The following is a 10,873-nucleotide window of genomic DNA, read 5'->3' as shown; positions in this document are numbered from 1 at the left end:
TCACCTGGCGTGCGCGGTGATCGTGTGGCGGCGTTGCCCTCTCACGTCCGACGACTACCTATTGGGATAGGCTCTAAGTCGCCTGTTGCGGGATGGCGAGCGGGTAATCGGCCTCGACGTCACCCTCGGCCATGCGGCGGAGGCGGCGCTTGAGGAGGCGCTTCTTGAGCGGCGAGAGGTGGTCCACGAACAGCACCCCGTCGAGGTGGTCGTTCTCGTGCTGCACGACGCGCGCGAGCATGCCGGTGGCGAGGACTTCCTGCTCGGCGAGGTGGCGGTCGAGGTAGCGCACGCGGACCGAGTCGGGGCGCGTCACGTCCTCGCGGAGGTCGGGGATCGAAAGGCAGCCTTCTTCGAACTCGCTCGTCACGTCCGGCTCGACGGGTTCGATCTCGGGATTGATGAACGCCTGCGGGCCGCGCGCCCAGGTCGGCAGGTCAGCGGGGTCGGTCAGGCCGAGGTCCTCCATCAGGTCGTCGGCGAGGTGGCTGAGGTCCACCACGAAGAGCCGCTCCGTACGCCCCACCTGCGGGGCTGCCAGTCCGATGCCGCTCGCGCCATGCATCGTCTCGATCATGTCGTCGATGAGCTGCTGCAGCTCGGGCGAGTCGGCCTCAACGAGCGCGGTTTCCTGGCGCAGGACGGGCTGGCCGAGCGTGTAGATGGAAAGCACCATGGGGTCGAAGTAGGAAGTGCGAGGTGAGAAGTTAGAAGTCGAGAGACTAGAGTGGCTTACGAGAACCACTTCTAGCTTCCTACTTCTACCCTCCCACTTCATCGAGGTAGTCTTGGAGGAGGACGGCGGCGGCGGCGGCGTTGAGGCGGGCCTTGTCGCGGCGGCCTTTCTTCGACGCGCCTGCGGCGAGCAGCGCACGCTGGGCGCGGCGCGACGTGGTCCGCTCGTCGTAGGGCTCCACGCGCACGCTGGGGAGCGCGTTCCGGAGGCGGTTGAGGTAGGGACGCACCTTCTCGACCATCGCGCCTTCCGTGCCGTCAGGCAGCAGCGGCCAGCCGACGAGCACGAGCGTGAGCTCCTCGGTGCCGGTGCCCTGTGCCAGCCGCCGCAGCTCGTCCACCGCGCCCTTCGCGTCGAACGTGCCGATGGGCTGCGCGAACAGGCCGAGCGGATCCGTCACGGCGAGGCCGACGCGCTTGGTGCCATAGTCAACAGCAGCGATACGGGGCATAAGATGGTCCGTTGTTCGTTCGCCTCCGGCTCGCTTGTGGGACGCGCGCTTTGCCCGCTGTGGTTCGTGGAGGAGGTTTACCACAGACGGTGACTTTGCTACCGAGGCGGTGCAGACCTCCGTCTGCTACGGACAGCACACGACAGACTACGGACACCCAACAAGAAAAGGCCGAGGTTGCCCCCGGCCTCTCCGTCGTAGTGCGATCCGTGTCGCCTAGTGCTTGCCGTTGAGGTGCGGCGAGTCGGCGCTGCCCTCGGGGATGGCATAGCCCAGGTCGGCGAGCGGGCGCTGGAGTTCTTCCTTGAGGCGCTTGCTCGGCTTGAAGTGGGTCTTGCGGCGGCTCGGGATGAAGACCGTCTCGTTGGTCTTCGGGTTGCGGGCCTTGGGCTTGGCTTTGGTCTTCTTGACCTCGAAGACGCCGAAGTCGCGCAGCTCGATGCGGACCTCCGGGTCGGCTTCGAGCATGAGCGCGCCCAGCGCTTCGATGACGGCGTTGACCCAGGGCTCGCTCTTGTAGATCGGCTCGTCCATCAACTGGGCGACCCGGCGGGAGACGTCTTTCTTGGTGAGCGTCTCGACACGCTTGGTTTCCATGGGGGATCTCAGTGTGGTGGTGGAAGGGAGATGCCAGCCGGAGAACCGGCGCGGCATATCAGCACGCCAGGGGCAGCTCAGCAGGCCCGCGTGGGGACGCGGTTCGGCATGCTCAGCCGTCGAGGGCGGCGGGAAGGTAACACCCCGGCTCTTGTCCTAAGCAATTGAGTTTGCTGACAGAGGCCGAAGCCCCGCCCCAACCGACGCCCCGGCTGTTGGTTCCAGAGATGCCACCCAGGTGAACGCCGTTCAGCGAAGTTTCACGACATGTGCAGGATATGGAACCAACGCGGCCGGCCTTCTACAGCCTCATGGGCCTTCGAGGCGTCGGGGTTGGATAGGTGAGGACGTGTGGCGCCGTGCGTGTTGGCCTCGCTCCGATACGCAACAGGCAACCCTTTCCGCTCCCGAGTGTGCCTCATCCCGAACCGGCCTCCTCCTCAAACCGCTGGCCTACTCTTCAAACCGCTGGCCTACTCTTCAAACCGATAGACGCCGAAGATGCCGTCGATCTGTCGCATGCGGTCCATCAGCCGCTGCAGGTGCTTGAGGTCGCTCACGAAGAGCACGAGGTTGCCCTCGAACATGCCGTCCTCGCTCTCGACCGTGATCGAGCGGATGTTGGTGCGCTGGTTCTTCGAGATCATCGTGGTGAGGTCGCTCACGATGCCGACGCGGTCCTCGCCGATGATGCGCAGGCCGACGATGAACTGCGCATCCTTTTGGCGGCTCCAGTCCACGGGCAGGATGCGCTCGGGCTGCTCGGCCATCAGGTGGAGCGCGTTGCGGCACGTGCCGCGGTGGATCGTGATGGCGCCCGTCTTGCTCGCGAACCCGACCACCTCGTCGCCGGGGATCGGGTTGCAGCAGTTGGCGTAGCGCGTGGCGAGGTCCGACATCGGCTCGCCGTCGACGATGAGCGCGGGGAGGTTGGCCTCGCGGGCCTGGCGCGTGACGCGCGTGGCCTCCTGGTCGAGGTAGCGCGCCTGCGCCTCGGCGGTCTCGGCGTTAGCCTGTTCGGTTTCGACCCGGGCTGCCTCGGCACCGCGGCGCAGCGCTGTGATAAACGTGTCGGCGTCGTACGCGCCGGTGCCGATCTCGTAGAAGACCTGCTGCGAGTCGGGAAACTTCAGCTTCGCCGCTGTGCGCGCGATGGCCTGCTGGTCGATCTCGACGCCCGCCTTCGCGAGGCGCTTCTCAAACACGGCGCGGCCCTGGTCGACGGCCTTGCGGCGCTTCTCGTTGATGTGCTGCCGGATGCGGGCCTTCGCCTTCGTCGTGACCACGAAGTTCGCCCAGTCTGGGTTGGGCGACTGCTTCTTCGACGTGAGGATCTCAACCTGGTCGCCGGAGGCCAGCTTGTGCGAAAGCGGGACCATCTTGCCGTTGACCTTAGCGCCGATGCAGCGGTTGCCGACCTCGGTGTGCACCTGGTAGGCGAAGTCGACGGGCGTAGCGCCGCGCGGGAGCGTGAGCAGGTCGCCAGCGGGCGTGAAGACGTAGATCTCCTCGGCGTAGAGGTTGAGCGAGAACTCCTGCACGAAGTCGCTCGCCGCGTCGGGCTGCGGGTTTTCGAGCATGTCGCGCACCCACGAGTAGAGCGAGTCGAGGCGCTCGTCGGCGCGCGGGCTGTTCCGGGAGCCGTCGGCGTTCTTCTCCTTGTACTTCCAGTGCGCCGCCACGCCGCGCTCGGCGATCTCGTGCATCTCCTGCGTGCGCACCTGGATCTCGATGCGCCGCCCCTTCGGCCCGATGACGGTCGTGTGGAGGCTCTGGTAGCCGTTCGACTTCGGCAGCGAGATAAAGTCGCGGAAGCGCTCGGGAATGGGCGGGTAGAGGTCCGTGAGGATCGAGTAGACGCGCCAGCAATCCTCGCGGCCCTGGCGGCCTTCGCTCTCCAGGATGATGCGAATGGCGAGCAGGTCGTAGATCTCGTCGAGGTCTTTATCCTGCGCCTTCATCTTCCGGTAGATCGAGTAGATCGACTTCGGGCGCCCGGTGATCTCGAACGTCAGACCCGCGCCTTCGAGCTCCTTCTGGACGGGCTCGATGAAGCGGCGGAGGTACGTCTCGCGCTGCCGCCGGTTGGCCTTCAGCCCCGTCGTGATGTGCTGGTAGCGCTCCGGGTCGATGTATTTCAGGCAGAGGTCCTCCAACTCCGTCTTGATGGCGTTGAGGCCGAAGCGGTGCGACAACGGCGCAAAGAGCGCGAGCGTGTCCGAAGCGATGCGGAGTTGCTTCGCCTGCGGGAGGCTCTCTAGCGTCCGCATGTTGTGCAGCCGGTCGGCGAACTTCACCAGGATGACACGGATGTCGCTCGCCATCGAGAGCATGAGCTTGCGCACGTTCTCGTCGCGGCCTAGCTTTTTGCTCTCGAAGACGTGGTCGATCTTGGTGACGCCGTCCACGACCTGCGCGAGCTCGGCTCCAAACTCAGCCTCCAAGAAGTCGAGCGAGATGTCGGTGTCCTCGACGGTGTCGTGCAGCAGCGCGGCGACCACGGTCACGTCGTCGAAGGCGATGTCCCGCGCGGCGATGGTGGCGACTTCGAGCGGGTGCGCGATGTAGAGCGAGCCGTCGGCGCGGCGGTCGTTTCGGTGCGCCCAGTAGGCCACCTGGAAGGCGCGGCGGAGCAGCTGCTCGTCCACGCTCGGCAGCCGCCGCCGGGCGTGCTCGATCAGTACCCGCAGCCCGCGCCGGTACTTCGCGTCGACTTTGAGTTCGCGAAGCTGCGCGTCGAGGTGGGCGGAGGCCTGGATCATAGCGGGACCTGGTGCAACGGGCTCGCCTAAACGCAAGAGCCGTCCGTCGGTTGCCCGGTGGAAAGTGCTATCCAGTCTGGGCGCACAGAGGCGTGCTACTTGGCGCGGCGGTAGACCTTCAAAAACTCGTCCCGCCCAATGCCACTTTGCCGGAGGATGGCGCGCAAGGTAGAACCTTTGATCGTGCGATGGTTGGGGAGCGTCAGCGGCGTCCGGGTGCCGTCCTCATCCTCATGCAGCATCGCGATGTGGTTGCCTTCGCGCACGATCCGGAAGCCGAGCGCTTCGAGCGACGCCAGTACGCGACGCAGCGGGGCATCCCGGGGAAAGCGCTCCGACATCAGGCGGCTACGGTCGCTTCAGCTACGAACACCTCCAAGACGGGACCGTCATCGCTATCGAGCACCTCCGGCCCGAACGTTTCGATGTGGAACGCCACCGCACTCCGCGCATCCGCAAGCGCCTCCTCATAGCTATCGCCCTGTCCCACGACGACGCCCTTCAACCCAACTGGGTAGGCAACGTACCCATCTGAGTGCTTCTCGACGATGATCTTGATGAGTCTGGACATGCAGTCGTAGGGCTAGAATGTGCTCGCCTAAACGCAAGAGCGGTCAGCGGGTTGCCACGCCGCTCCCATCGTAGCTCGCGAGAAAATCCAGACACCACTGCTTAACGTCACGCTCGTCGATATCCAAACATTCCTCTTCGTTGAGGTGCGTACCGTACCGCTTATAGAAGCGCGCTTTCGAGCGGGCGCAGCGAGCTTCGAGGATGTCTAGTGCTTGGCGGGCGATGGCGAGCGCACGCTCATGGTGCGCCGGATGCTGCGTCCAGTACACTGCTGGGAGCCGGAACGTTGCCTTCAGCAGATCGCCAGGGAAGAACGTCCCGCACACGAGGGGATTCAATTCGAGCACACCGAGCGCTCTGGGCATCAGGTGTTCTGTGCCCATGTTCTGCCCGATCATGAGCCGCAGGTCGCCCACGCTAAACTGATCGATAGGTGTGCCCATCAGCCGCTCAGCGTTGGCTATCAGGCCCTTCACCTCGGGTGGCATAGGCTGAGGCCCGCGCCCTTCAATCTGGTTAAGCGTCTTCGCCATGAGTGCGCTAGTCGTCACCGCGCGCCAGCACATCGCGGATGGCGGCGAGGCCGTCGGTGAGGGCGGCAAGCTGCGCGAGCACCTGCGCCACTTGGTCGCCGTCGGCGAGGCCCGCGAACGCCTGGTTCTTCTGGAACGTCGCCTGCATCTCGGCCCAGCGGGCGGCCTCGTCGGGCGTGAGCCAGCCCATCAGTTCCTTGAGCCGCAGCAGGTTGGCTTCGGCCCCGCTCGTGAGAAGCTGCGCCTCCTGCTCGTAGTGGCTGCGCACGAGCGTGTCGCGCTCGGCGTCGGTCATGGCGGGCAGGACCTTCTCGGCGAGCCGGTTCATGTTGCGGTAGGAGCCCTGGAGCAGGAACGGTGGGCGCGTACGGTAGGCATCGTTCTGCGCGGCGCTGGCGATGTACTCCTGGTTGACGCCCAGCACCACGTCGCGCAGCGCGATCAGGTGGCGCAGCACGGCGAGGATCTCGTCGAGTTCGTCGGGGGCATAGTTGCCCTGGAGGTCGAGTCCGTCGCGGCGGTCGGTCTCGGCAGCCTGGACGAGCGCGTGGAGGTCGTCGGGCGCGCGGCTCGCCACGGCGTCGAGGACGGGGTTGGCGCCCATCGCGTTTTCGAGGTAGGAGCTGGCGAAGGCGTCCGCCGTCTCGCCGATCACGTCGCCGAGGTTATAGGTGTCGGCGCGGTTGGCGAGCATATCCGGGACGCGGAAGCGGGCGCCGCTCTCGGTGTAGGGGTTGCCCGCCATCACCACGGCCACCTTCTTGCCGCGCAGGTCGTAGGTGCGCGGCTGCCCGCGCCACACGCCCTCGACGCGCCGCTGGGCGTCGCAGAGCGCGATGAACTTCTGCAAGAACTCCGGGTGGCAGTGCTGGATGTCGTCGACGTACAGCATCAGGTTGTCGCCAATCTCAAAGGCGAGGTTGAGCTTGACGAGCTCCTCGCGCGCGGCGGCGTTGGGTGCAGACTCCGGGTCGAGCGCCGTCACGTCGTGGCCGATGGCCGGGCCGTTGATCTTGACGAACGTGAGCCCCAGCCGGTCGGCGAGGTACTCCATGAGCGTCGTCTTGCCGTAGCCCGGCGGCGAGATCAGCAGCAGCAGACCTTGCCGGTCCGTGCGCGTCGTATCGCCCGCCGTGCCGAGCTGCTTGGCGAGGTTGTCGCCGATGAGCGGGAGGAAGACGCGGTCGATGAGGCGGTTGCGGACGAAGCCCGAGAAGACGCGCGGCTTGAGTTCGTCGAGGCGCAGTTCGGCCTTCCGCGCCTGGATGCGCTCATGCTTGCGCGCGGCAAACGCAGCGAACGCGGGCACGCGCTCCCTGGCGAACGCGCCGAGCCGGTCGAGGAAGGCCGCGAAGTCGAGGCGGTACGTGCCATCGTCCACGCGCGCATGGCTCCCGCGCAGGTCGGCCAACTCGACACGCGTCTCGGTCGCGCCTACATCCACGTTCTCGCGGAGATCGGCCAGGCGAATCGCGGCGGCTTCGTCGACGAGGTCGGAGTCAGTCCTGTCGGGTTTATGCCCGGCTCGATCCACCACCCCTGTCCCCTCCCCCGCCTGCGCGGGGGCAAGACTCTGTCCAGGAGGGGAACTCCTTTTCAACGTTGAGGCCGTGTGTTGCTGGTTCGCAAAGGTGGAAAGGGCATCGCGGAGGAGCGCGACCTGGCCGGCAGGATCATCAATAAGACGGTCGAGTGCGTCGCCAAACGCCTTCGTTGCCTTTGGCTTGGCGAGCGCCTTGGCGAAGCCGTCGAGCAACGTCACAGCCTCGGGGCTGGCGACGAAGCGGGTCGGGTCGTCCTGCGCGAGTTCGCGGGCGAGGTAGGCCGCAGCTTGCTCCGCGATGCTGACCTCGAACAGTCCGGTGTCGTTGACGAACGCCACGAGCGGTATGGCGAGAGCGGCGGTGGCGGCATCGAGATCGTGTTCGCCATTCGAAAACAGCCGCTGGACGGTGCCGAGGCCGCGCAGCCGCGCCTCGAAGCGGGTCCGCGTCGCGTCGTCGGCGAAGCAGTGCCACCAGACGAGCGCGCAAGCACGGGCGGCGGGGCCATAGCGCAGCAGCCCGGCATCGGCGTGGAGGCGTAGCAGCGCGCGGAGGATCGTCGCGGCGTCGTGGTCGTGCACACCCTTGACGTAGCCCTCGCCGTAGCGCGGAGCCATGAACCGCTGTACAGAGGCGAGCACGGCATCAGGTGCTTCGTCGTCCTCTGGCTCAGCGAGTAGCGCCGTGGGCGGCGGGATCTCCGACTGCCCGACGAGCGATGCCTGGTAGACGAGGTAGGCGAGGTACTCCGCGCGGTAGACGTCGTCCGTCTCGGAGACGACTTCCTGCGTCCAGAGGTAACGCGCGGCCTCAATGGCGGGGTCGTCGAGCGGCTCGAAGAAGCCGGTGCCAGTGAGGTGCAGGTGGAGGCGCTCGTCGCGGAGGACCGTTGTGAGGTCGAGCGGCTGCGTGTTGACGGCGAAGCGGTGCGTGCCGAGGCGCAGGATCGGCTGGCCGTCGACGAACAGCTCTTTCCGGTCCTTGAGCTGGCGGATCGCTTGCTCGCGTGCGGCCTTGAGCGCCGTCTGGAGGCCGTCGGCCTTGGTCGCGTCGCCGAGGTCGCGGAGCTGGGCTACGGTGTCGCGGACCTTCGCCACCATGAGGTCGGCGGCGAGGTAGCCGTTGATCTCCTCGACCGTGTCGAAGCGGTCGAGGCGGCTGCGGACGCCGTCGAGGATGCGCTCGGCGGCGCGTTCGAGCGCGGCGGTGCGCTGGCTGCGCGCCTCCACGAGCGCGAGCCGCTTCTGCTCGAACGCGGCGTAGACCTCCTCGCGGCGCTCGGACAGCACTTCGATGAAGCGGTCGGCCTCGGCGAAGCGGCTCTCCAATTCCGACACCTGCACCATCGCGCGGGTGAGGTATTGCTCGCACGCCTCGGGCGTCTCGGCCACGTCGAGGTAGCTCGTGACGGCCTGTTCGAGGAGCTTGAGCTGCGCGGCGAACTCGGCCGCGCCCTCGGTCTCGGCAAGCTGGTCGCGGCGGCGCTTCAGGCGGGCGCGCTCGGCGTTGAGCGTCGCGTAGAGCCCGGAGACCGCGTCGATGATGCGCGTCGTCTGCGTCGCGTCGTCGATCTGGAGGTTCGAGACGGTTTCGATGAGCAGGTCGAGCGCGCTGGCGGCGGTGTCGAACCGCTCAGCCACACCGCGCGCCTCAGCGACGGTGTCGAGCGCGTCGATGGCCGCGGCGGCCTCGGCGACCTGCGCCTCGTACGGCGCGAGGGCGTCGTCGCGGAGGAGGAACTCGACCATGCGGCGGGCCAGCCGCTCCGACGCCTCGGCGGCCTCGGTTTCGAGCGCCTCGGCGAGCGCCACGTCGGCGTAGCGCACCTCGCGCAGGGCGATCAGCCGCCCGCGCACCGCTCTTAATTCTGCGAGCGCATCGACAAACTGCTCTACTGACTCGAACGTCCGCCGCTCGACGGTTTGGAGGAGCGCTTGCGTCTCGGCCGCAGCGGCCTGCGTGCGCTCCCGAGCCGTCTGGCGGAGGCGGCGCACCTTGTCGAACTCGGCGAGGGCTCGCTGCGCCGTCTCGCGAATGCCGCGCAGCACCTCGGCCACGTTGCCCGCCTCCTCGTGGTCGAGCCAGAACGTCGCGTCGAGCAGACCCGTCGTCTCCTTGACGAGGTCGGCGTAGAGGCCCACGTAGCCGTCGTCGCGGCCGAGGAGGTTGAGGATCGCGTAGCCCTCGCTGAGCGCGCGGACGATGTCCTTGTTGCCCACCTTGAAGAGGTACGCGTCCTGTTGTCTGGGTGCCTCGCCAGCAAGAGGGGCGCCGTTGCGGCTGCGGTAGGGCGAGCGCCAGCGCTGGAGCGTGTGGTGCTTGCTCGGCTCGGGCTCGGGGCGCACGTAGACGAGTTCGCCGTCGGGGCGCAGCGCGTAGCCGCCGCAGCGGACCGGCGTGGCGACCTCCTGCGTGATGAGGTTGTACGACAGCAGGACGTACTCGCCCGTCTGGACGTCGTGGAAAACGAAGAGGAAGTCCTCGCCGTTGGGCGCGGCGATCTGCCGCTCGAAGCGGGTGGCGGCCGGGACGCCGTCGAAGCGCTTGACGCCGCCCGCTGCGAGCGCGAAGCCGTCGGGGTAGACGATGCCGTGGTCTTCGGGCAGCGCTACCGTCGCGTGTGCGAGCGCGTCGAGGCGATGAACGGCCTGCGTCTTCTCGTTGAAGAGTAGCTGCCGCGTCGTCTCCTCCTGGTAGGGCCGAATGCGCATCAGGATAAGCGGCCCCGCGGTGGCGTAGTGCACCTCCGCGTCGTCGAGTGTTTGGTCGGCGTGGTCGACGGGCTCCGCGTAGACGCCGAGGCCGCTGTCGGTGTTGTCCTCCACCTTCACCGTGAGGTCGCCGCCGACGGCCTCCACGAAGACGCGGTCCTCGATGGAGACGTGCGGGTGCGCGCCGTCGCGGTGCATGTCGCGCGTGGTGCGCTGCCAGCGGAAGGCCTGCTGCGTCGGGTAGACGAAGGTGTGCTCGGAGCGGTTGTCGAGGTACTGCAGCCCGTCGTCGCCGCGCAGCCACTTGAAGACCTTGATGTCGTCCGCGCGCTGTCCGACTTGGAAGACCATGAAGAGGTGCGGCCCGCGCTCGGCGAAGCGGGCAAAGCGCGCCTGCTTGTAGTAGCGATGGAGGTTGGCGAAGTCCTCCGCGAAGCGCTCGTCGGCGAGCACGTCGAGCGGGGCCTCGCGGTAGGTCGCCGTGTCGCCGTCGAAGGCATACGCCGCGAACACGTCGTCGAGCGTCGTCTCGGTTTTCAGACCGAGGTGCACGTGGCAGCCGACGAGCAGGCGCGGGCCGTCGGGGCCGGGCACCTCCACGAGGTCGCGCACGACGGCGTTGTGGTGCGTGGCGATCGCGGCCGTGCCGATCAGCGCGAGGTCGGTGCTGCCGAAGACGGCGCGGCGGGCCTCGTCGAGCGTCTGGAGGCGCGTCTGGAGCGTACGGGCGTGCTGTGCGAGGCGGTCGCGGAGCAACTCGTACGTGCCGCCTTCGAGCGCAGGCGTCGCGTTCGGCGCAGTGCCAGCCGGGGCGCCGTCGCCGGACGCGCCGCTGGGCGGCACGTCGTTGCCAGCGACGGGCGCGAGGTCGGGAGCGGAGGGGCGAGCCGGTTCCATACGGGGATGGGACGGAGTGTTGGAGATGGGCTAAGGCTGGCGGCAGCAAGACGCTCTGGACTAGTTCGA

Annotated in this window: 8 protein-coding genes; all 8 read right to left on the bottom strand. The window is 67.3% G+C overall.

Going from position 1 to position 10,873, the window contains the following annotated elements:
• Positions 1–73: 73 nt before the first annotated feature.
• Complete coding sequence (gene def / locus AAFU51_17370) at positions 74–676, bottom strand: peptide deformylase (protein ID MEO1573024.1); 603 nt, start codon at positions 674–676, stop codon at positions 74–76.
• Between the two features lie 85 nt (positions 677–761).
• On the bottom strand, positions 762–1,187 hold the full coding sequence (ruvX, locus tag AAFU51_17365) for a Holliday junction resolvase RuvX (GenBank protein ID MEO1573023.1): 426 nt from the start codon (positions 1,185–1,187) through the stop codon (positions 762–764).
• 216 nt (positions 1,188–1,403) lie between these two features.
• Positions 1,404–1,784: an HU family DNA-binding protein gene (locus AAFU51_17360; GenBank protein ID MEO1573022.1), complete on the bottom strand. Its 381-nt coding sequence runs from the start codon at positions 1,782–1,784 to the stop codon at positions 1,404–1,406.
• Positions 1,785–2,257: 473 nt separating this feature from the next.
• Positions 2,258–4,546: a bifunctional (p)ppGpp synthetase/guanosine-3',5'-bis(diphosphate) 3'-pyrophosphohydrolase gene (locus AAFU51_17355; protein ID MEO1573021.1), complete on the bottom strand. Its 2,289-nt coding sequence runs from the start codon at positions 4,544–4,546 to the stop codon at positions 2,258–2,260.
• Between the two features lie 95 nt (positions 4,547–4,641).
• Positions 4,642–4,887 carry a type II toxin-antitoxin system HicA family toxin gene (locus AAFU51_17350; protein MEO1573020.1) on the bottom strand — a complete coding sequence of 82 codons (246 nt, stop codon included), beginning with the start codon at positions 4,885–4,887 and terminating at the stop codon, positions 4,642–4,644.
• A complete protein-coding gene (locus AAFU51_17345; protein MEO1573019.1) occupies positions 4,887–5,117 on the bottom strand; it encodes a type II toxin-antitoxin system HicB family antitoxin in 231 nt (76 codons plus the stop codon). The genes AAFU51_17350 and AAFU51_17345 overlap by 1 nt, the downstream gene beginning before the upstream one ends.
• 43 nt (positions 5,118–5,160) lie before the next feature.
• Positions 5,161–5,652 carry a contact-dependent growth inhibition system immunity protein gene (locus tag AAFU51_17340; GenBank protein MEO1573018.1) on the bottom strand — a complete coding sequence of 164 codons (492 nt, stop codon included), beginning with the start codon at positions 5,650–5,652 and terminating at the stop codon, positions 5,161–5,163.
• Between the two features lie 7 nt (positions 5,653–5,659).
• Positions 5,660–10,804 carry a DNA repair ATPase gene (locus AAFU51_17335; GenBank protein ID MEO1573017.1) on the bottom strand — a complete coding sequence of 1,715 codons (5,145 nt, stop codon included), beginning with the start codon at positions 10,802–10,804 and terminating at the stop codon, positions 5,660–5,662.
• Between the last annotated feature and the right edge of the window lie 69 nt (positions 10,805–10,873).

The sequence above is a fragment of the Bacteroidota bacterium genome (assembly GCA_039821555.1).
Classification (GTDB): Bacteria; Bacteroidota; Rhodothermia; order Rhodothermales; family Rubricoccaceae; genus JBCBEX01.
The sequence above is the reverse complement of the archived record's forward strand: the minus strand, read 5'-3'. Positions and strand labels throughout refer to the sequence as shown.

Coding starts and splice junctions, on each gene's coding strand:
- def (MEO1573024.1), bottom strand. CDS start 676: ATGGTGCTTTCCATCTACACGCTCGGCCAGCCCGTCCTGCGCCAGGAA.
- ruvX (MEO1573023.1), bottom strand. CDS start 1,187: ATGCCCCGTATCGCTGCTGTTGACTATGGCACCAAGCGCGTCGGCCTC.
- AAFU51_17360 (MEO1573022.1), bottom strand. CDS start 1,784: ATGGAAACCAAGCGTGTCGAGACGCTCACCAAGAAAGACGTCTCCCGC.
- AAFU51_17355 (MEO1573021.1), bottom strand. CDS start 4,546: ATGATCCAGGCCTCCGCCCACCTCGACGCGCAGCTTCGCGAACTCAAA.
- AAFU51_17350 (MEO1573020.1), bottom strand. CDS start 4,887: ATGTCGGAGCGCTTTCCCCGGGATGCCCCGCTGCGTCGCGTACTGGCG.
- AAFU51_17345 (MEO1573019.1), bottom strand. CDS start 5,117: ATGTCCAGACTCATCAAGATCATCGTCGAGAAGCACTCAGATGGGTAC.
- AAFU51_17340 (MEO1573018.1), bottom strand. CDS start 5,652: ATGGCGAAGACGCTTAACCAGATTGAAGGGCGCGGGCCTCAGCCTATG.
- AAFU51_17335 (MEO1573017.1), bottom strand. CDS start 10,804: ATGGAACCGGCTCGCCCCTCCGCTCCCGACCTCGCGCCCGTCGCTGGC.